This is a genomic window from Halobellus rarus (genome assembly GCF_024494595.1).
GTDB classification, from domain to species: Archaea; Halobacteriota; Halobacteria; order Halobacteriales; family Haloferacaceae; genus Haloquadratum; species Haloquadratum rarum.
The window spans coordinates 585,118-603,799 of record NZ_JANHDI010000001.1 but is presented as its reverse complement, the minus strand read 5'-3'; the positions used below and the strand labels follow the sequence as shown (position 1 = coordinate 603,799).

Annotated in this window: 21 protein-coding genes; 9 read left to right on the top strand and 12 right to left on the bottom strand. The window is 66.8% G+C overall.

What is annotated here, in order from left to right; translation table 11 throughout:
* Positions 1–4 precede the first annotated feature (4 nt).
* The 4 genes from pstB to NO876_RS03185 all read right to left on the bottom strand — a co-directional run bounded on the left by pstB (position 5) and on the right by NO876_RS03185 (position 4,673).
* Positions 5–817, bottom strand: a complete 813-nt coding sequence (gene pstB / locus NO876_RS03200; RefSeq protein ID WP_390276876.1) for a phosphate ABC transporter ATP-binding protein PstB — start codon at positions 815–817, stop codon at positions 5–7.
* A gap of 107 nt (positions 818–924) precedes the next feature.
* Positions 925–2,580, bottom strand: coding sequence for a phosphate ABC transporter permease PstA (gene pstA / locus NO876_RS03195; RefSeq protein WP_256420213.1), 1,656 nt, complete (start codon positions 2,578–2,580; stop codon positions 925–927).
* A gap of 1 nt (position 2,581) precedes the next feature.
* A complete protein-coding gene (gene pstC / locus NO876_RS03190; protein ID WP_256420212.1) occupies positions 2,582–3,541 on the bottom strand; it encodes a phosphate ABC transporter permease subunit PstC in 960 nt (319 codons plus the stop codon).
* A gap of 64 nt (positions 3,542–3,605) precedes the next feature.
* Positions 3,606–4,673, bottom strand: a complete 1,068-nt coding sequence (locus tag NO876_RS03185; protein WP_256420211.1) for a PstS family phosphate ABC transporter substrate-binding protein — start codon at positions 4,671–4,673, stop codon at positions 3,606–3,608.
* A gap of 361 nt (positions 4,674–5,034) precedes the next feature.
* Between NO876_RS03185 and NO876_RS03180 the strand changes: the two genes are divergently transcribed.
* Positions 5,035–6,036 carry a phosphate signaling complex PhoU family protein gene (locus NO876_RS03180; protein ID WP_256420210.1) on the top strand — a complete coding sequence of 334 codons (1,002 nt, stop codon included), beginning with the start codon at positions 5,035–5,037 and terminating at the stop codon, positions 6,034–6,036.
* 23 nt (positions 6,037–6,059) lie between these two features.
* On the opposite strand, the gene NO876_RS03175 is transcribed toward NO876_RS03180, so the two are convergent.
* Entirely contained in the window at positions 6,060–6,437 is a 378-nt protein-coding gene (locus NO876_RS03175; protein WP_256420209.1) for a 30S ribosomal protein S8e, read from the bottom strand.
* A 358-nt stretch (positions 6,438–6,795) separates the two neighbouring features.
* Between NO876_RS03175 and NO876_RS03170 the strand changes: the two genes are divergently transcribed.
* The gene (locus NO876_RS03170) at positions 6,796–7,308 is read left to right on the top strand and encodes a DUF5813 family protein (RefSeq protein WP_256420208.1); all 513 of its coding nucleotides are present in this window, start codon (positions 6,796–6,798) and stop codon (positions 7,306–7,308) included.
* Positions 7,309–7,446: 138 nt separating this feature from the next.
* On the opposite strand, the gene NO876_RS03165 is transcribed toward NO876_RS03170, so the two are convergent.
* Positions 7,447–7,677: an Lrp/AsnC family transcriptional regulator gene (locus tag NO876_RS03165; RefSeq protein ID WP_256420207.1), complete on the bottom strand. Its 231-nt coding sequence runs from the start codon at positions 7,675–7,677 to the stop codon at positions 7,447–7,449.
* Entirely contained in the window at positions 7,677–8,366 is a 690-nt protein-coding gene (locus tag NO876_RS03160; protein ID WP_256420206.1) for a potassium channel family protein, read from the bottom strand. The genes NO876_RS03165 and NO876_RS03160 overlap by 1 nt, the downstream gene beginning before the upstream one ends.
* Before the next feature lie 125 nt (positions 8,367–8,491).
* Between NO876_RS03160 and NO876_RS03155 the strand changes: the two genes are divergently transcribed.
* Together NO876_RS03155 and NO876_RS03150 are read left to right on the top strand one after the other, a co-directional pair.
* Positions 8,492–8,722 carry an Lrp/AsnC family transcriptional regulator gene (locus NO876_RS03155; RefSeq protein ID WP_256420205.1) on the top strand — a complete coding sequence of 77 codons (231 nt, stop codon included), beginning with the start codon at positions 8,492–8,494 and terminating at the stop codon, positions 8,720–8,722.
* 100 nt (positions 8,723–8,822) lie between these two features.
* Positions 8,823–9,146: a DUF7991 family protein gene (locus NO876_RS03150; protein ID WP_256420204.1), complete on the top strand. Its 324-nt coding sequence runs from the start codon at positions 8,823–8,825 to the stop codon at positions 9,144–9,146.
* A gap of 60 nt (positions 9,147–9,206) precedes the next feature.
* Here the strand turns inward: NO876_RS03150 and tmk are convergent, their stop codons facing one another.
* From tmk to NO876_RS03130, 4 genes are all read right to left on the bottom strand, one after another.
* Positions 9,207–9,812, bottom strand: a complete 606-nt coding sequence (gene tmk, locus NO876_RS03145) for a dTMP kinase (protein WP_256420203.1) — start codon at positions 9,810–9,812, stop codon at positions 9,207–9,209.
* Positions 9,813–9,932: 120 nt separating this feature from the next.
* Positions 9,933–10,907 (bottom strand): metal ABC transporter permease, encoded by a 975-nt coding sequence (locus NO876_RS03140; protein ID WP_256420202.1) that lies wholly within the window; start codon positions 10,905–10,907, stop codon positions 9,933–9,935.
* Positions 10,907–11,644, bottom strand: a complete 738-nt coding sequence (locus NO876_RS03135) for a metal ABC transporter ATP-binding protein (RefSeq protein ID WP_256420201.1) — start codon at positions 11,642–11,644, stop codon at positions 10,907–10,909. Before NO876_RS03135 ends, NO876_RS03140 begins: the two co-directional genes overlap by 1 nt.
* On the bottom strand, positions 11,644–12,711 hold the full coding sequence (locus NO876_RS03130; protein ID WP_256420200.1) for a metal ABC transporter substrate-binding protein: 1,068 nt from the start codon (positions 12,709–12,711) through the stop codon (positions 11,644–11,646). Before NO876_RS03130 ends, NO876_RS03135 begins: the two co-directional genes overlap by 1 nt.
* Positions 12,712–12,855: 144 nt before the next feature.
* On the opposite strand from NO876_RS03130, the gene NO876_RS03125 reads away from it, so the two are divergent.
* From NO876_RS03125 to cofG, 5 genes are all read left to right on the top strand, one after another.
* Positions 12,856–13,785, top strand: coding sequence for a complex I NDUFA9 subunit family protein (locus NO876_RS03125; RefSeq protein WP_256420199.1), 930 nt, complete (start codon positions 12,856–12,858; stop codon positions 13,783–13,785).
* Between the two features lie 218 nt (positions 13,786–14,003).
* Positions 14,004–15,185 carry a tubulin/FtsZ family protein gene (locus NO876_RS03120; RefSeq protein ID WP_256420198.1) on the top strand — a complete coding sequence of 394 codons (1,182 nt, stop codon included), beginning with the start codon at positions 14,004–14,006 and terminating at the stop codon, positions 15,183–15,185.
* A complete protein-coding gene (locus NO876_RS03115; RefSeq protein WP_256420197.1) occupies positions 15,154–15,939 on the top strand; it encodes a hypothetical protein in 786 nt (261 codons plus the stop codon). Before NO876_RS03120 ends, NO876_RS03115 begins: the two co-directional genes overlap by 32 nt.
* Positions 15,940–15,959: 20 nt before the next feature.
* Positions 15,960–16,640 (top strand): 2-phospho-L-lactate guanylyltransferase, encoded by a 681-nt coding sequence (gene cofC, locus NO876_RS03110; RefSeq protein WP_256420196.1) that lies wholly within the window; start codon positions 15,960–15,962, stop codon positions 16,638–16,640.
* A gap of 247 nt (positions 16,641–16,887) precedes the next feature.
* On the top strand, positions 16,888–18,042 hold the full coding sequence (gene cofG / locus NO876_RS03105; protein ID WP_256420195.1) for a 7,8-didemethyl-8-hydroxy-5-deazariboflavin synthase subunit CofG: 1,155 nt from the start codon (positions 16,888–16,890) through the stop codon (positions 18,040–18,042).
* 35 nt (positions 18,043–18,077) lie between these two features.
* On the opposite strand, the gene NO876_RS03100 is transcribed toward cofG, so the two are convergent.
* On the bottom strand, positions 18,078–18,626 hold the full coding sequence (locus NO876_RS03100; protein ID WP_256420194.1) for a metal-dependent hydrolase: 549 nt from the start codon (positions 18,624–18,626) through the stop codon (positions 18,078–18,080).
* Between the last annotated feature and the right edge of the window lie 56 nt (positions 18,627–18,682).

The following is an 18,682-nucleotide window of genomic DNA, read 5'->3' as shown; positions in this document are numbered from 1 at the left end:
TGTATTACCCGAACTTCCCGGTGATGTAGTCTTCGACCCGCTGGCTCTCGGGGTTCTCGAAGATCTTCTGGGTGTCGTCGAACTCGACGAGTTCCCCGCCGGTCAGGAAGACCGCGGTCTGATCGGAGATGCGGGCGGCCTGTTGCATGTTGTGCGTGACGATGACGACCGTGTAGTCCTCCGCGAGCTCCTCGATGAGATCCTCGATCTGGGAGGTCGCCACCGGATCGAGCGCGGAGGCGGGTTCGTCCATCAGCAGGACCTCCGGGTCCGGCGCGATGGCGCGGGCGATGCAGAGCCGCTGCTGCTGGCCGCCGGAGAGCTCCAGCCCCGACTCGCCGAGTTGGTCCTTCACCTCGTCCCACAGCGCGGCGCGCTTCAGCGACTCCTCGACGATCTCGTCGTAGTCGCCGCCCTTGTCCTGGATCTTCAATCCGTACGTGACGTTGTCGTAGATGCTCTTCGGGAACGGGTTCGGCTTCTGGAATACCATTCCCACTCTTCGCCGCAGCGCCACGGGGTCGACGTCGTCGTCGTAGACGTTCTTCCCGCGGAGGTAGAGGTCTCCCTCGACGCGAGCGCTGTCGATGAGGTCGTTCATCCGATTGATACAGCGGAGGAACGTCGACTTCCCACACCCCGAGGGGCCGACCATCGCCGTGACGCTCCGTTCGGGGATGTCCATCGTGATGTCCGAGAGCGCCTGGTCGTCGCCGTACCAGACGCTGATGTGCTTCGCGCTGACGACGGTCTCTCGCGTCGGCGATCCGCCCGCGGAAGCGGCGACGCTGCCGCTGACGTCCGTCTGGATGTCCATCCCGTCGGCGGTCGGGTCCGCCGATTCGTCTCTCTCCGCCCGTTCGTTCCGGTTCTGTTTGTTCGTTGAGTTCTGGCTCATTGGATGCTGACTCATTGGGTTCTCACTCACTGTGTTCGCTCGAATTTGTTCCGCAGCACGATCGCGACCGAGTTCATCGCCAGTAACACGGCGAGGAGAACGACCACGCCGGCGGGCACCGCCTTCGTGTAGAAGTCCTCGCTGGCGAAGAGACTGGACCACGCGTACACCTGCAGCGGCATCGCGCTCACCTTCGATCCGAGGGCGGTGGGCAGGTTGAACACGACGTTCGGCGCGCCGATCATGATGAGCGGCGCGGTCTCCCCGATGGCGCGTCCCAGCGCGAGGATCGTCCCGGTGAGGATCCCGGGGAACGCCTCGGGGAGCACCACGTTCTTCACCGTCTGCCAGCGCGTCGCGCCCATCCCGTAGGAGGCCTGCCGCATGTCCGAGGGCACCGAGCGGATCGCCTCCCGCGCTGAGATGATGACGATCGGGAGGATGAGCAGCGCCAGCGTCGCGCCGCCGACGAGGACCGTCCCGGCCGACCGCCCGAGGTACGTCACGAACACGCCGAGGCCGAGCAGCCCGTACACCACCGACGGCACCCCCGCCAGGTTCGAGATGTTGACGTCGACGAACCGGGTGAGGGCGTTGTCGCCGGCGTACTCCTCCAAGTAGACCGCTGCGCCGACACCCACCGGGAACGACAGCGCCGCGACCGTGGTCATCAGGAGGATCGATCCGCCGATGGCGGGGTACAGCCCCGCGTTCTCGGCGGTCCCGCTGTGCGCGCTGGTGAGGAACCCCCAGTCGACCCACGACTGCGGGCCGGCGAACCCGAGAACGTCGACGGCGGCAGCTCCGACGAGAGCCCCGACGACGACCGTCGCCGCGAAGACCAGGCCGAGCGGCGAACCTTCCTCGGTGAACCCCCCGCGCCAGGCGTACGCCGTGGTCGGCACGAGCGCGACGGCCGTGATCACGACCGCCGGGACCGAGTCGACGCCGACGAGCGGACCGGCAGCACCGGCGGCGGCACTGGCTGCGAGTGCCACACCGGCCGCGTACAGCCCCGCGGAACCGTCGCCGACGCTCGCAACGTAGGTGCCGATCGCCGCGGCGGAACCGCCCCCGACGACGGCCGCGACCATCATCCAGTCGACCGGAATCACGGGGACCGACTGGACGAGCGCGACGAGGCTCGGGACGATCGGCGGCGCGCCGACGGCATCGCCGATCGGCCCGGGGAGGCCGAACAGCGAGAGGTAGAAGACCGCCGTCGTCGCCGCGAGTCTGAGCGTGAACGAGATCCGGTGGGCGTAACGGGTGAGACCGACCGTCGCGCCGATGGGGACGGCGAGTCCGATCGCGAACGCCAGTGCGACGAGGGGCGGGACGACGTCGATCACGAGGAGCGCGACGCCGCCGCTGAACATCAGTGAGACGACGAGCATCCCGACGAGGAACGTCCCGAAGGTGAGCGCCGCGGGGTCGCGACGCCGGACGGCCCACCCGGCGATCCCCGTCGGGGCGACCAGGGCGAGGAAGAACGCCAGGTACCAGCCGGGATCGGCTGTCAGCGGCCGGATCGCGTCGTTGGCGACGTACAGCAGCAGGACCGCCAGCATCACGATGCCGAACATCGTCGCCGCCAATAGCAGGTAGCGGAAGACGGTCCCGACCGTGCGGCTGACCTGTCCGAAGTCCTCGATCGCTCCGGTGTCGGTTTCGGCCGCCATCTCAGTACTCCTCCCGATATCGCTGGGCGACGAAGTCGCTGATGACGTTCATGACGAGCGTGATGACGAAGAGGACGAGCCCGATGGCGAACAGACTGCGGTAGGCCAGCCCCCCGCCGGTGATGTCGCCGAGGAGCAACTGGACCATCGCGGCCGTCATCGGGAGCGATCCCTCGAGGAACGACGCGGGGTTGACGGGATTGAGGAACTGCGCCCGCGAGCCGGCGGCGATGGTGACGGCCATCGTCTCGCCGATGGCCCGCGAGAGCGCGAGGATGAACGACGAGAAGATGCCCGACAGCGCCGCGGGAACGACGATCCCCGTCGCGACGTCGAACTTCGTCGCACCCATCCCGTAGCCGGCCTGCCGGAGTTCGTCGGGGACCGCCGACATCGCGTCCTCGCTGATCGAGGCGACCATCGGGATGATCATAATCCCGACGACGATGCTGGCCGAGAGCATATTGAACGTCCCGATGCTCGGGAAGACCACGGAGAGCGCCGGCGTGATGTAGATGAGCGCGAAGAAGCCGTAGACGACCGTCGGGACCCCGGCGAGGATCTCCAGCGCGGGTTTGAGCAGCGAGCGGGCCCGCTCGCTGGCGTACTCGCTGAGGTAGATCGCCGTCGCGACGCCCAGCGGGATAGCGATGACGGCCGACCCGAGCGTGATCATCACCGTCGCCGAGACGAGCGTGAGGACGCCGAACTCGCCGCCGTTGATGTTCCAGGACGTCCCGGTGAGGAAGTCGACGATCGATGCGGTCGGCCCGGTGACGCCCAGGAGCGGTGCCGTGAGCGAGAAGAACCTCGCCGCCTCCGTCACCAAGAGGGCGACGATGCTGATCGTCGTCACGATCGAGAGCGCCGCACAGAGGAAGAAGAACGTCCGCGTCAGTAGCTCTCGCGGGGAGTTCTCCGTCTGCGTCGTGATGTCCGTCGTCAGTTCGTCCGTGCTCATATGCTCATAATATCAGTGTGACGTTAGTCGCGGCAGTTGTGCAGTGAGTGCCCCCGACGGCGGCTCAGTCCGAGTCCCCGACCGCGCTGTCGATCTTCCCGAGCATCTCGTCGCGCTCGTCCTCGCTGAGCGGGACGTATCCGACCTCGTCGGCGACGATCTCGCGGCTGGTCGAGTTCTCGATCCAGAAGCGCGCGAACTCGGCGATGTGCTCCTCTTCGAGCGCGGACACCTTGGGGTACGTGAACAGCGGCCGCGACAGCGGCGTGTAGTCGCCCGACAGCGCGGTGTCGAGCGACGGTTCGACGTAGTCGCCCTCGCCGTCTTTGATCGGGACGGCCTGCACCGTGTCCTGGTTCTGGCTGTAGTACGCGAAGCCGAGATAGCCCATCGCGAACTCCGAGCCGGAAACCCCCTGGATGATCGTCCGGTCCTGCTCGGTCGGCGAGTAGTCCTGGCGGTGACCCGGCCCCTCCTCGCCGAGCACGGATTCGATGAAGTAGTCGTACGTCCCCGAGGCGTCCGAGGGGCCGTACAGCTCGAACGGTTCGTCGGGCCACTCGGCGTCGACGTCGGCCCACGTCTCCGGCTGCGACTCCGCGGACCAGATTTCGCGGAGCTGCTCGACGGTGAGCCCCTCGCCGAGGAACTCGTTGTCGTTGTTGACGATCACGGTGAGCGCGTCGGTCGCGACCTTGAGCTCGACGGGCTCGACGTCGTTGCCGGCGCACTGTTCTTCCTCCTCGGGCTGGATGGGCCGCGAAGCGTTGTTGAAGTCGGTCTGACCCGTGCAGAAGTAGTTCGCGAAGCCGCCTCCGGATCCGGTCGACTGGAGACTCGTACTGACGCCGCTGTGCCGCTCTTCGAAGCGTTCCGCCATCGCGCTCGCGAGCGGGAACACCGTCGAGGAGCCCGCGATCGAGATCTCTCCGGAGAGTTCACCGGATCCGCCGTCGCCTCCGGAACCGTCCGAGTCGGACCCGTCCGATCCGGTCTCGGTCGGGTCGGCGGTCGCGCCGTCGCTCGGGTTGTCCTGCGTGCAACCCGCCAGACCGGCGACACCCAGACCGCCGGTGGCTGCGAGGAACTCACGACGTGAGAAACGACTGTTGCGCTCGGGTTCGCGCGTCATTACCACTTCGTATCCGTAGATAGAATAAAACCGCTACTAATATAACTATATAGAAGAAATAGCAGACAATACTCGACCGTAGATAGAGCAATTGCCCTCTGGTGTGCGCCACAGAGGAACAGTATTGTTCAAAATGGCCGATGATAGATCGGTTATTCGATCTTCTATCGGTGAAACACCCACATTAGTCCAATTGCTTTCGCCCAGGGAGGTCGCAGAATCGACGCTCGGTTTCGTCCGGAGAGACTTCCGGGTACATATCTCAGCGGCTCAATGTGTCCGAGACCGGATTCGACTATTCCGTGCCGGTTGCTATATAGTAATAGCCAAATTTATATTCCACTGATCGCTACGGCCTCGTATGGTGGAAACGCGGAAGGTCCAGGTCACCGGGGGCTCGACGTTCACGGTCTCTATTCCGAAGGAGTGGGCGACGGAGAACGACGTCTCGGCCGGAAGCGTCGTCGAGTTCTATCCGGAGGGGGACTCGCTGTTTCTGGCGCCGGCGAACGGGGAAGAGCGAACGGAGGGGGCCCTCGACGTGACCGACCTCGCTGGCGACGAACTCACGCGCGCGGTGATGACGATGTACGTCAGCGGCTTCGACATCATCACGCTCGAAAGTTCGCGGATCACGACCGATCAGCGGCGGACGATCCGGCAGGCGACGCAGAGTCTCGTCGGCCTGGAAGTCCTCGAGGAGACCCGCGATACGGTGGTCATCCGCGACCTGCTCGATTCCGCTGAACTGTCGATCCACACCGCCGTCAGACGGATGCGGCTCATCTCGCTGTCGATGCTCGCGGACGCGGTCGAGGCACTCGCCGAACTCGACACCGATATGGCCCGGGACGTGATCCAGCGCGACGACGACGTCGATCGGCTGTGGATGGTCGTCTCCCGAATATTCCGGTCGACGCTTCGGACGCCGAAGGCCGCCGAGGAACTCGGCCTGCCCCGCGAGGTCTGTTTCGACTACCAGTCCGCGGCGCGACAACTCGAACGCATCGCCGACCACGCGACGAAGATCGCCCACCTCACCCTGGAGTTCGAGAATCCGATCCCCGACGAGGTCGTCGAGGCGCTGGCGGAACTTCACGAGGAGGCCAGAACGATCATCGACGACGGGATGGACGCCCTGCTCGCAGACGACAGCGACGAGGCGACCCGCCTGGCGAACGACGCCCGCGAGTCCGTCCAGGTGATCGACGAACGCGCCAGAAAGATCGACGGACTGCTCCGCGATCTCGACCCCGCTCGCGCGCAACTTCTGGGACTCATCGTCGATTCGGTGTCACGCAGCGCCGACTACGGCGGAAACATCGCGGAGACGGCGCTGCAGAAGGCCGCGCCGACGCCGTAAGTCGAAGAAGGTGGAGAAACGAGTTACTCGTCGTCGACGAGGACGGCGTTGACCTGGCCGGTCTGGCCGGGACGGGACGTCACGCGGGCGCGCCCTTCCGTCGTCTCGATGACCGCGCCTTTCGTGATGATGTTCCGGCGGACGTAGTTGACGTTCGCGGGGTTTTCGACCACGTTCTCGATCGTCGCCTCGGTGACTTCGCCGTCGATCGCGACTTGCGCGGTGTCCGCCGAGAGCGCGCGCACCTTCTCGTTGTTGCCGCGGGAGTCGATGACCTGGAACCGGGGTTCGCCGACGGTGGTCTCGGCGGGCTGGCGACCGAGCTGGTGGCGGGTCTTCTTGTGCGAGCGCCGGCGTCGACCGCCGGTGCGCTTCCGCTTGGAACGTCCTTGGTCCTGCATACGGGGTAACTGGCCGGGTGAGTACTTGAATCGCACGGAGTGGCGGCGCGACGATCACGCCCGTCCGAGGCGGAAGAGACGAACAGCGGCGGTCGCGCGGCTCACCGTCGTGATATCGCGGAAAAGGAAGCAGCCGTCCGGGAACGGCCCGGACGGCTGCTGCCGCCCTGAATTGGTCCCCGCTGACGCTTCGGCCCTCCAGACGAAGCGTCACCTGGGCGAAGGAGTGGAATGCACTTAAACGTGCCGTACCCGGTCAGAAGTTTCCGGAAAATCCGCGGTCGATCTCCGCGAGTGCCCCGCGACGCGAGACGCTTTTGTCGGCGTGGCCCCTCCACTCCCCAATGAGTGAGTTCAGATGAGTGAGAGTGACGCCGTCGAGCGCGCCCGACGCGCCGCCGACCGCCACGAATCGCTCGAAGCGCGGGAAGCGGACCGCTACGCAGTTACGACGACGGTGTTCGACGCGGACGTCGAAGTCGGTTCCGCGGGCGGAGAAGCGACGTTCTCGGTCGCCATCCGCGTCCCGCTGCTCGACGCAGTCACGGCCGATCGGGTCGCTCCGGTCGTCGAGGACGGCTGGTTCGACACGTTCACGCTTCGACTCGAAGACGTCGACGGCGTCCTCCGCGGAAGCGACGACGTGGCTGTCGACGTCGAACGGGCGGACGACGAGGCCGTCGTACACGTGGCAATCGCGGACCTAGATGCGAACCGCGCCGCCGAAGACGCGGTCGCCGTCGTAGAGTACGTCGAGGGGACGTACGTCGAGGGCGTCATCCCCGGCTACGACTACACGGAACCGGTGACGGACCTCATTCAGCGGGCGGCCGATACGGCGGGCGGCAGTCGAGGCGGGACGCCGCTCTGAGGGCGGTCCGAGCCGTGCGCTCGCTTGCTCGCTCGGCCGGAAGCGACGACCGACCGTCTCGTACCAACTGTCGTCGCCCGTGTACGGCGGTCGCTTTCTCCCAGCATAATCACCGATGAGAGACGGCGATAGCCCGTGTCAGTCCATCGCGATGTACGTCTGAGTGTCCTCGATACCGGCTATCTCGTGGATCGCCGTGGCGATATCCTTGACGTCGCCCGGACTGTCGACGCGGACCTTCACGATGTAGTCGATATCGCCCGCGACGACGCTGATGGATTCGACGCCGCCGTCGACGGCGGCTATCTCCGACTTCAGTCGGTCGACGTCGCCGGTGGAGGCTTTCACCATCACGTAGGCGGTGACCATCAGGCCACCCCCTCGTCCGGTTCGGGGGCGAGCGTCTCGCCGACGATGAGCTGTCTGACCTCTTCGAGGACGTCGAAGTCCGCGAGGACGGCGAGACGGTCCCCGACTTCGAGGGAGTCGTCCGACAGCGGCAGCCCCATCGGCTCCTCGGCCTTCCCGAACGCGACGATCCGGGAGTTCGCCGGCAGCGCGACCTCCTCGATCGTGTAGCCGCGCATCGGCGACTGCTCGGTGACGGTCATCAAGACCACCTGCAGGTGCTGTGCGACGTCGGCGATGGCGCGGATCGAACCGCCGAGGAGTGCGTTCTTCGCGCCGATCGCACCCAACCGCTCGGGATAGACGACCTCGTCCACCTCGTCGGCGTACTTTTCGTAGACCTCCTCGCGGTAGTCCTCGTCGACACGGAGCACCGTCCACGTCCGGTGGTGTTTGGCGATCGAACACGCCGCGAAGTTCACGTTCAGGTCGCTCGTGAGCGCCCCCAGACCGTCGGCGTCCTCGATACCCGCCTCCGCGAGAACGTCTTCCAGTGATCCGTCGCCGTGGACCACCTCGAAGCCGGCCTCGCGGGCGCGTTCCACCCGGTCGCGGTCCCGTTCGACGAGCGTGACTTGGTGCCCCTCGTCTCTGAGGACCCGGGCGGTCCGGAGTCCGACACGACCTGCACCAATGATAACGAACCGCATACAGTGCCGTACGCCGGCGGGTGTCAATAATGTTTCTCCATAACGTCTATGCGGTATCCCACCCGGTCCAACCCGGACCCCCGTCGGCACAAACACTTTGAGACGGTACCGCGTACCACGGCAATATGGTGCACGCGTTTATCCTGGTGAAGACCGGCCCGGGGAAGTCCGAGCAACTCGTCGATTCCGTCCGCGGGCTCGCGAACGTCACCGAGGCGCACATCGTCGCGGGCGCGTACGACATCATCGCGGAAACCGACGCCGAGGAGGTGTACGACGTCCTGAACGCGTCGGCGAGTGATATCCAGGGGCTGACGGGCGTCACCGACACGAAAACGTACATCGCGATGGACTGACCGTCGCCTGGCGGTCGTCGGCGCAGCGCCGGAGTCGGATCGGGACGCGACACCGCGTCGGAGCCGAATCGGTAAAGGCCTCCGCGCCCCTACCACCGGTATGGCCTCGGTCGTCGGACTCGTCCTGTTCGGAGCGGTGCTCGTGGTCCACACCCTGTTCGCGGCGGTCCTCACCCGGTTTTTCCGACTGCGGTTGAAGACGCAGTGGGGATACGTGATCTACTCGTTCGCGATCATCCCCGTGGTCCTCCTCGTGACGACGCTCGTCTTCTTCGGCGTCTTCCCGATCGGAGCCGGGTTGAACCTCGGTGGGACAGCCCTCCTGGGAGCAGCCATCGGTCTCCCGCTGGCGCTCGGGTTCACCATCGACACGCTGTACGTTCCGCCGCCCGAGGAGATCGACCTGCCCGATCGGACCCGATAAAAAAAAACGGTCGGACCTGAAGGGGGAAACGACTCACTCCGCCGCCGGCGTTCGGGTCGCCTACGACAGCTGATCGCCGACCAGCCGCTCGACGTGATCGCCGACGACGTCGACCACCTCGGTGAGCGGCCGCGTCGCGTCGACGCGAACGAACCGGTCGGGGTCGGCCTCGATGAGCCGTTCGTAGTTTTCCTGGACCCGTTCGAGGTACGCCGCCCGCTCGAACTTGTTGGTCGCGCCGGCCCTGGCGGCGGCCGTCTCCGGGTCGACGTCGAGGTAGATCGTCGCGTCGGGCGGGTGCGAGAAGGCGCCGTGGATCTCCTGGATGTACTGCAGCGGGTCGCGCGCGCCACTGAGATACGACTCCGAGAGCGAGGCCGCCTGGTAGGCGAAGCGCGAGTCGGTGTACCGATCGGAGATCACCACGTTCCCCTGGGCGAGCGCCGGTCGGACGACCCGCGAGAGGTGGTCGGCGTGATCGGCGGTGAACAGGAAGAGCTCGGCGAGCGGGTCGGCCCCGTCGTCGCGCATCGATCGCTCGACGGCGTCGCCGTACCACGAGTCGGTGGGCTCGCGGGTGAAGGTCGGCTCGGAGTACTCGTCTTCGAGGGCCTCCCAGGCCGTGGTCTTCCCGCTGCCGTCCAGTCCCTCCAGGGTGAGGAGCATAGTTCGAGGTGGCGGGCAGGAGCGTTAAAACTCCTCGGAGTCGGCGGTGTCGGTCGACCCCGATCCGGCCGGTCCGCGATCGGCGGCAGCCGTCCGCGACGACGCCGCGAAACGGGCCGTCTAGCTCCGGCGACGGCCCCGCACGGCGGCCTTCGAGAGACCGTAGACACCGATCGCGACGAGGACGATCGTTCCCCCGGCGGCGACGTCGTACCAGTACGACAGCGTGACGCCGGCGAGCGTCGAGAGGAGCCCGGCCCCGACCGCCGCGAGTACGGACCGCTTGAACCCGCGGACGGGTGTCGCCGCCGCGACCGGGATCACGAGCATCGCGGCGACGAGGATGACGCCCATGATCTGCATCGCGGCGACGACGACGACGGCCGTCAGGACTGCGAGCAGCTGGCTGTAGCGGGTGACGTCGAGACCGGCGGCGCGCGCGCCGACCTCGTCGAACGTCACGTACGCGAGCGGGCGGTACGCGACGGCGACGACCGCGCTGACGGCGACGCTCATCGCCAGGAGGATCGCGGCGTTCACCCTGGAGACGGTCGCGAGCGAGCCGAAGAGGTACGCGTTGATGCCGACCGCGATCCCGCCGTCGGTCGCCGTCACCAGCACGCTGCCGACCGCGAACGAGCCGGTGAGGACGATCGCGAGCGACGTGTCCCGGTACGTGCCGGCGTGATCGACGAGCGCCTGCACGGCCAGCGCGGCGACGGCTGCGACGACGAGCGCGGTCAGAAGCGGCGGGATCGTCAGCGCGAAGACGCCGTTGACGAACAGCCCCGCCGCGACGCCGGCGAACGCCGAGTGCGCCAGGGTGTCGCCGATCATCGCCATCTCGCGGTGGACCAGAAAGCTCCCGACGAGCGGGCCGATGACGGCGATGCAGACCGCCGCCAGGTAGGCCCGCTGTATGAACGGCGACGCGAGGATCTCGATCCCGGTCGCGGCGGCGAGGACGTCGAGCGCGGTTCCCCAGACGTCGTCGAGGACGAGATCGACCGCTCGGTCGACGGCGGTCGCGAGGGGGACGAACCCGTCCGCGGGCGTCGCGAGCGCGAGGGACGGGAGGAGTGAAGCGGCGACCATCAGTGATCGTGGTGAACGACGTGTTGGCTCCCGCCGTAGGCGTCGGCCAGGGCGTCGGTCTCGACGAACGCCTCGGGGCTGCCGTGGAAGTAGAGTTCGCGGTTGAGACACGCGATCTCGGAGGCGTGGGTGGTGACGACGCCGATGTCGTGTTCGATCAGGACGACCGTGATCCCCTCGGCGTTCAGTTCGTGGAGCAACTCGTAGAACGACTCCCGGGATTCGGCGTCGACGCCGGTGGTCGGTTCGTCGAGCGCCAAGAGGTCGGCCTCGCCGGCGAGCGCGCGGGCGATGAACACGCGCTGTCGCTGACCGCCAGAGAGGCGACCGACGCGACGGTCGGCCAGATCCGCAATCTCGACGCGTTCCATCGCGTCGTCGACGGCGCGGCGGTCGGCCTCGGAGAACCGGCCGACGAGTCGACGCGGATACCGCCCCATCCGAACGACCTCCGAGACGGTGATCGGCATCGCCTCGTCGGCGTTCGCGACGTCTTGAGGAACGTAACCGATCCGCTCGCCGTCGTCGAACTCGGCGGCGGGAGCGCCGAACAGCGAGACCGCCCCGCTGTCGGGTCGGCGGAGCCCGATCATCAGCTCCAACAGAGTCGTCTTACCCGACCCGTTCGGCCCGACCAGCCCCAGGAACGCCCCCTCCTCGACCGCGAACGAGACGTCTTCGACGACTGGTCGTCCCGAGTACCCGAACGTGACGTCCCGGACATCGATTGCGGCCATCACGCCTCCAGCGCGCGTTCCAACGTCGGGAGGTTCACGCTGCGCATCACGTCGAGGTAGCCCCAGCCCTCGGCCTCCCACTCCTCCGTCAGCCCGGGCATCGAGGTCAGCGGCAGCACGGCCTCGGCGTCGGTCTCCGCGACGAGTTGCTCGGCCGCCTGCTGCGATTCCAGCGGGTCCGCACAGACGTACCGCAGGCCGTGTCGGTCGATGACCGCCTGCGCGCGTTCGATGTCTCTCGGCGTCGGACGGTCGTCGGGAGAGACGTTCGTCAGCGCCTCGATCTCGACGCCGTAGCGGTCGCCGAAGTACCGGAGGGAGTTGTGGCCGGCCACGAGGACGACGCCGTTCGACGCCTCCTCGACCGTCGAATCGATCCGCTCGTGGAGGGCTTCGACGTCGGTTCGGAACGACGCGGCGTTCCCGGCGTACGTCTCGGCGTTGTCGGGGTCGATCGTCGTAAGGGCGTCGTGGACGCTTTCGATCGCTCTCCCGAGGCGAAGCGGGTCCATCCAGAAGTGCGGGTCGGTTCCGCGATCGTGTTCGTCGTGATCGTCCGTGGTGTGTTCGTCGTGGTCGTCCTCGGTGCGGTGATCGTCTTCGGTCCGGTCCTCCTCGCGGTCGTCGTGGTCGTCCGCTCCGTGCTCGTCTTGATCCGAGTGGTCGTGAGCGTCATCGGCCGACAACAGGTCGATCCCGGTAGTCACGTCGACGGTCGCAACGTCCGAACCGTCGTCGGAGAGGTCGCCGAGGATGTCGTCGACCCACGGCTGGAAACCGACCGGCCCGTGAACGAACAGCGCCGCGTCGTGGACCGCCTCGCGAACCCGCGGTCCGGGCTCCCACCCGTGCCCGTGCTGTCCGACTGGGACGAGCAGTTCGGATGCCGCGGCGTCTGCCGCGACGTTCGCCGTGACGTCCCCGAACACGAAGAACGAGGATTGCACGGTGGTCCGTCCGGAATCCGATTGGTCGCTGTTCGTCGTCCCGCCGACGCAACCGGCGTTGGCACCCAACGCGGCCACCCCCGCTGCCGTCGCGAGCAGCTGGCGTCTGGTTGTCTTCATCTAATTAATAACATAGAGTGTAAATATAATAACTTTGCTATTGAGAAGCTACAGAAAATAATAAACGGTCCAGCGAAACCGACAGCCCGTCTCGGGTTCCGATCGGCAGTTAGCTTTACGTCGGCGCGGAGAGATATCACGGGTATGAGAGTACTTGTCGTCGGCGGAAGCGGATTCATCGGAAGCACCCTCTGTGGCGAGTTGAAGCGTCGGGGCCACGACGTGACGGCGCTTTCGCGGAGTCCGAGCAGCGACGACCTCCCGAAAGGAGTCAACAAAGTGATGGGTAACGTCAGGGAGTACGGATCCATCCGCGAGGCGTTCGAGGGGAAGGACGCGGTGTACAATCTGGTCGCGCTCTCGCCGCTTTTCAAACCCAGCGGCGGCGATAAGATGCACGACGAGATACATCGGAAGGGAACCGAACACGTCGTCCGCGCCGCCGAAAAACACGATGTCGGTCATCTCGTCCAGATGAGCGCGCTCGGGGCCGATCCGGACGGGCCGACGGCGTACATCCGCTCGAAGGGGGAGGCCGAGGAGATCGTCACCGAGTCCGTCCTCGATTACACGATCTTTCGACCCTCGGTCGTCTTCGGCGACGGGGGCGAGTTCGTCTCCTTCACGAAGCTGCTCGCACCGCCGTACGTCAGCGCGCTTCCGGGGGGCGGTAAGACCCGGTTCCAGCCGATCTGGGTCGGCGATCTCGTGCCGATTCTGGCCGACGCAATCGAGGACGAAACGCACGTCGGGCAAACCTACGAGATCGGCGGCCCCGACAAACTCACGCTGGCGGAGATCGCCCGCCTGATCCACGACGCCGACGGCCGGTCGACGACCATCGTTCCGGTCCCGATGGGGCTCGCCAAGATCGGACTCAGTATCGGGGATCTGGTTCCGGGGTTCCCGATGGGGAAAGACCAGTACCGCTCGCTGCAGTTCGACAACGTCACTGACGACAACGACACCGACGCCTTCGGCGTGGGCGTGGGCGAACTGACGACGCTGAGAGCGTACCTGAACGGGCAGGCCGGCGGAGCGGACAGGAAGGGAGCGACGGCCACGTCGAACTGAGCCGGGTGGGTCGGGGTCGTGTCGACGGCCCGGTACAAATATAAATCCTGAGAAATAGAGCGTCACTTCGCGGGGAGCGGGTTCTAATGACTCATTAAGACCCCGTCGCTGTCGTGCGGTTATTCCGGTATGAGTCCCCTTACGGGCGTTTCACACCATCACAAGGTTTATGTCCGCGTTTGCACTGGGTTACACGCAATGGCGAGGGGACCCGATACATGAAGCTTGCAATGATCGGTTTCGGGCAGGCCGGGGGAAAGATCGTCGACAAATTCGTCGAATACGACAAACGCCACGACTCGGGGATCGTCCGCGCGGCAGTGGCGGTCAACACGGCGAAGGCCGACCTGATGGGGTTGGAACACATCCCGAAGGACCAGCGGGTCCTCATCGGCCAGTCGCGCGTGAAGGGCCACGGCGTCGGCGCCGACAACGAACTCGGCGCCGAAGTGGCCGAGGAAGACATCGACGAAGTGCAGGGTGCGATCGACAGCATCCCGGTTCACGAGATCGACGCGTTCCTGGTCGTCGCCGGACTCGGCGGCGGCACCGGCAGCGGCGGTTCGCCCGTGCTCGCGAAACACCTCCAACGGATCTACACGGAACCGGTGTACGGCCTGGGGGTCCTCCCCGGCAGCGACGAGGGGGGTATCTACACGCTGAACGCAGCGCGATCGTTCCAGACGTTCGTCCGCGAGGTCGACAACCTGCTCGTCTTCGACAACGACGCCTGGCGGAAGACCGGTGAATCCGTCCAAGGCGGCTACGACGAGATCAACGAGGAGATCGTCACCCGCTTCGGCGTCCTGTTCGGCGCCGGCGAGATCGGTCAGGGCGGCGAAGTCGCCGAGAGCGTCGTCGACTCCTCGGAGATCATCAACACGCTCGAAGGCGGCGGCGTTTCGACCGTCGGATACGCGTCCGAAACCGTCGAGAACGACTCCTCCGGCGGCGGCCTGCTCTCGCGGATCACCGGGAGCAACGAGGAGAACGAACTCGACACCGCCCACACGACCAATCGAATCACCTCGCTCGTCCGCAAGGCCGCGCTCGGGCGACTCACCCTCCCCTGTGAGATCGAAGGGGCCGAACGCGCGCTGCTCGTGATGGCGGGTCCCTCCCAGCACCTGAACCGGAAGGGAATAGAGCGCGGTCGCAAGTGGATCGAAGAGCAGACCGGCAGTATGGAGGTCCGCGGTGGCGACTACCCCATCAGGGACTCCGGGAAAGTTGCGTCCGTCATTCTCCTCTCTGGCGTGACGAACGTGCCCCGGATCAAGGAGCTACAGCAGGTCGCAATCGAGGCGCAAGAGAACATCGACGACATCCGAGAGGAGAGCGAAGACAATCTGGAGAACCTAGTAAACGATGACGAAGACGAGCTGGAGTCGCTTTTCTAAGCTCGCGCTGGCCTGTCTTTTCGTCCTCTCCGTCGCAACGGTCCCCGCCGCCGCCGTCTCGGTCGGCGATTCGACCGTCACCAGTGACGCCGAGGTCGGAACCGAGGTCACCGCAACAGCCACGCTGACCGAGTTGTATCAGGACCCCTCGCTGGAGGAGTGGACGCTCGCGGGGAGCACGGAACTGACGGACGTGACGTGGACGGTCGTCTACTACGACCAGACCGGCGCGAAGGTCGATCAAGAGTCCTACGACGGGCAGTCGTTCTCAGGCGCGGAGGTCGTCGCCGACGACGGCACCAGCGAGGTCGAAGTCCGCGTGACGGGGACGGTCCCGCAGGTCGACGACTACACCTACGAACCGCCGCAGTCGTTCACGGTGATGGGGCTCGAACAGACCCGCGAGGGCGGATCGACCAACGAGATCGACACCTGGACCGCGACCCACTACACCCAGGAGAGCCGAGAGGCCCGGAACGCGATCGACGACGCCGCGTCGACCGTCGAGGAAGTGAACGACGAGGAGGCCGAACGTCGACTCGGGAACGCGATCGAGGCGTACGACGGCGAGGAGTTCACCCTCGCGACGGACCTCGCCGGGCAGGCCGAAGAGCGGGCCCAGCAGACCCAGCAGTCGAACCAGCGGATGCAACTCATCCTCTACGCCGTGGGCGGGCTGGTGATCGTCGGCCTCCTGGTCGGCGGCTTCCTCTACTGGCGCTCTCAGCAGTCGGGTCACGACAAACTCGGCTGACGGACCAGTCGAACCCCGAGATGCGCATCATCGTCCCCTTCGCGAACCGCGATCCGAAGAGCCGCCTCGCTCCCGTTCTCTCGGCGGCCGAACGGCGCGAGTTCGCGCTCGCGATGCTGTGTGACGTCGTCGACGCCGTCGAGCGCACCGGTTACGAACCCGAATTGCTCCTCGACGAACCGCTCGATCTCGAAGCGACGATCGACGGCGGACCGTCCGCCGCAGTCGTCGACGACGCGGCAGCACTGCTCGGTTCACTCCCCACGACGGTCGACGACAGGCCGCTGACGGTCGCCGTGAACGCTGCGCTCGACGACGGACCGGACCAGGCGGTCGTGATGGCGGACCTCGCGCTCGCGACGCCGACGGCGCTCCGACGGCTGTTCGCCGCCGGCGGCGACGTCGCCATCGTACCGGGGCGCGGCGGGGGCACGAACGCCCTCGTCGTTCGCGACCCCGCCTTTTTCGTCGATTACCACGGCGCGTCATACCGGGACCACCGTCAAATCGTGGCCGACGCGGGACTGTCCGCGGACGTCGTCGACTCGATGCGGCTGGCGACCGACGTCGACGAGCCGTCGGACCTCCTCGAAGTGCTCCTGCACGGCGACGGGCGGGCGCGGCAGTGGCTCGTCGAGGCCGGCTTCGAGGTCGACGATGGCGACGACGGGCGGGTCGGCGTCCGTCGGGGTTTGAAGTAGGGCGAACAGTCGGCACACGCGCTGACGGCCCGTCAGCCGCCCCGGACGGCCAGCGGTCGTCACACAGATCCCGCGTCGACGTGCCGAGCAACCGCAGCCCGACGCGGGGCGACCTTCACGTCACGGGGCGACTGGCCGCCCGTTCGTATATAAACGCACGTCTGCCAGGGAGACGAGAACGCGACGGGGTCGCCAGCGAGACGAGAGCACGACTGTTTTTGTGCGTCCGCGACTCACGTCGCGTACGATGTTCCCCGCGGCCGAGGAGTACGGCGTCGACGTCGAAGTCGAGCGGTCGGACGTCGAAGAACTGCTCTCGGTGACCCCCGACGACGTCTCTTCGGCGGCCGAACTGACCTTCTCCCGGAACGTCTTCCTCCCGCTGACGACCGCTTGCCGCTACACGTGTACGTACTGTTCCTACTACGACGCGCCGGGCGAAGCGACGTTGCTCTCGCCGGGGGAAGTAAGAGAGCGACTCCGGATCGGCGCGGACGCCGGCTGTACGGAGGCGCTGTTCACGTTCGGCGACGAACCCGACGAGCGCTACACGGAGATCCACGGGCGGTTGTCCGAGTGGGGGTACGACGACGTCTTAGACTACCTCCGCGACTGCTGTGAGATGGCGCTGGAGGAGGGACTCCTCCCGCACTCGAACCCCGGCGATCTGACCGAGGGCGGCTTCGAGCGGCTCGCGCCGGTGAACGCGAGTATGGGCGTGATGTTGGAGACGACCGCGGACGTCCGCGCGCACTCGGGGACGCGGCGGAAGACGCCCGGCCAGCGGCTGAACACGATCCGCGCGGCCGGGGAGGTCGGCGTACCGTTCACCACCGGAATCCTCGTCGGCATCGGCGAGACGTGGCGCGACCGCGCCGAGAGCCTGCTCGCGATCCGCGAACTCCACGAGCGGTACGACCACGTTCAGGAAGTCATCGTCCAGAACGTCGTCCCCAACGAGCGCTCGGCCTTCGAGCGTCCCTCCGCGGCGACGATGCGGCGCGTCGTCGCGATGGCGCGCGCCGCGCTCCCCGAGGAGGTGTCGGTGCAGGTACCGCCGAACCTCTCGCCGACGCGCGAGCTGCTGGACTGCGGCGTCGACGATCTGGGCGGGGTCTCGCCGGTCACCGACGATTACATCAACCCCGAGTACGGCTGGCCCGCGCTCCGGGAGTTAGCGGAGTTAGCCGACGACGCCGGCGTCCCGCTCTACGAGCGGCTGCCGGTGTACGACCGATATCTCCCGGCGGAGTTCCGACGCGAGGACGTCGGGGGCCGAATCGCCGAGGGAGCGTGGCTGGCCGACCCGGTCCTCGACGCGATCGGCGGCGGCGACGTCCACGGGCGGCGGTTCCGGCAGGTGGCGATCCGAGACGGACCGCTTCGGACGGCCCCCCAGTGAGCCGGTCCGCCCGGCGAACGGGGGTACCGGCCCGCTCACACGCCGAGCCACTCGGGGACTCGTTTCCGAAAGACCGTGTACACCACCGCGAGGAGCACGCCGGCGACGACGACCGTCCGGAGCAAGCCGTCGAAGGTCACCGCCGCGGGGAGCGCGAGGCCGACCGTGAGGAGGAGATCCTCGGGCGCGCCGTCGTAGCGGACGAGGTACTTCGGACGGAGCCAGCGGCGTCGGGGGTGCAGATACACCGCGCGGTCGGAGGTACGCTCCCAGGGGCGGAGTTCCTCGCCCGCGCCGAACCAGTCCGAGACGGAGTGCAGTCCCGCCGCGAGGAAGAAGAGCGCGGCGGCGACGGCGGCGGGCGAGGGAGCGAACGCCGCGACGGCCCCGACGAGGAGTCCGAGTACGGAGTAATAGACCGGGAAGTGGAGGCTCTTGCGGTGGACGCCCGCGAGGAGGTCCAGATCGGGGACGATGCCGCCGAGGACGGCCCCGGTCGCGGCGGGGACGGCGAGGTGCGGCGCGGCCGACGCCACCGGCACCGCGAGGAGGAGTCCGGCGGCCACGTGGGTGGTGACCATCATCGAACGAAGGGACGGCCGCGACGGATTTGAGTCTGTGCCTCGAGCGCGTCGGGACT

What these genes read in the sequence shown, in the direction of transcription:
- pstB (WP_390276876.1), bottom strand. Translation starts at nt 817, where the DNA reads ATGGACATCCAGACGGACGTCAGCGGCAGCGTCGCCGCTTCCGCGGGC.
- pstA (WP_256420213.1), bottom strand. Translation starts at nt 2,580, where the DNA reads ATGGCGGCCGAAACCGACACCGGAGCGATCGAGGACTTCGGACAGGTC.
- pstC (WP_256420212.1), bottom strand. Translation starts at nt 3,541, where the DNA reads ATGAGCACGGACGAACTGACGACGGACATCACGACGCAGACGGAGAAC.
- NO876_RS03185 (WP_256420211.1), bottom strand. Translation starts at nt 4,673, where the DNA reads ATGACGCGCGAACCCGAGCGCAACAGTCGTTTCTCACGTCGTGAGTTC.
- NO876_RS03180 (WP_256420210.1), top strand. Translation starts at nt 5,035, where the DNA reads ATGGTGGAAACGCGGAAGGTCCAGGTCACCGGGGGCTCGACGTTCACG.
- NO876_RS03175 (WP_256420209.1), bottom strand. Translation starts at nt 6,437, where the DNA reads ATGCAGGACCAAGGACGTTCCAAGCGGAAGCGCACCGGCGGTCGACGC.
- NO876_RS03170 (WP_256420208.1), top strand. Translation starts at nt 6,796, where the DNA reads ATGAGTGAGAGTGACGCCGTCGAGCGCGCCCGACGCGCCGCCGACCGC.
- NO876_RS03165 (WP_256420207.1), bottom strand. Translation starts at nt 7,677, where the DNA reads ATGGTCACCGCCTACGTGATGGTGAAAGCCTCCACCGGCGACGTCGAC.
- NO876_RS03160 (WP_256420206.1), bottom strand. Translation starts at nt 8,366, where the DNA reads ATGCGGTTCGTTATCATTGGTGCAGGTCGTGTCGGACTCCGGACCGCC.
- NO876_RS03155 (WP_256420205.1), top strand. Translation starts at nt 8,492, where the DNA reads ATGGTGCACGCGTTTATCCTGGTGAAGACCGGCCCGGGGAAGTCCGAG.
- NO876_RS03150 (WP_256420204.1), top strand. Translation starts at nt 8,823, where the DNA reads ATGGCCTCGGTCGTCGGACTCGTCCTGTTCGGAGCGGTGCTCGTGGTC.
- tmk (WP_256420203.1), bottom strand. Translation starts at nt 9,812, where the DNA reads ATGCTCCTCACCCTGGAGGGACTGGACGGCAGCGGGAAGACCACGGCC.
- NO876_RS03140 (WP_256420202.1), bottom strand. Translation starts at nt 10,907, where the DNA reads ATGGTCGCCGCTTCACTCCTCCCGTCCCTCGCGCTCGCGACGCCCGCG.
- NO876_RS03135 (WP_256420201.1), bottom strand. Translation starts at nt 11,644, where the DNA reads ATGGCCGCAATCGATGTCCGGGACGTCACGTTCGGGTACTCGGGACGA.
- NO876_RS03130 (WP_256420200.1), bottom strand. Translation starts at nt 12,711, where the DNA reads ATGAAGACAACCAGACGCCAGCTGCTCGCGACGGCAGCGGGGGTGGCC.
- NO876_RS03125 (WP_256420199.1), top strand. Translation starts at nt 12,856, where the DNA reads ATGAGAGTACTTGTCGTCGGCGGAAGCGGATTCATCGGAAGCACCCTC.
- NO876_RS03120 (WP_256420198.1), top strand. Translation starts at nt 14,004, where the DNA reads ATGAAGCTTGCAATGATCGGTTTCGGGCAGGCCGGGGGAAAGATCGTC.
- NO876_RS03115 (WP_256420197.1), top strand. Translation starts at nt 15,154, where the DNA reads ATGACGAAGACGAGCTGGAGTCGCTTTTCTAAGCTCGCGCTGGCCTGT.
- cofC (WP_256420196.1), top strand. Translation starts at nt 15,960, where the DNA reads ATGCGCATCATCGTCCCCTTCGCGAACCGCGATCCGAAGAGCCGCCTC.
- cofG (WP_256420195.1), top strand. Translation starts at nt 16,888, where the DNA reads ATGTTCCCCGCGGCCGAGGAGTACGGCGTCGACGTCGAAGTCGAGCGG.
- NO876_RS03100 (WP_256420194.1), bottom strand. Translation starts at nt 18,626, where the DNA reads ATGATGGTCACCACCCACGTGGCCGCCGGACTCCTCCTCGCGGTGCCG.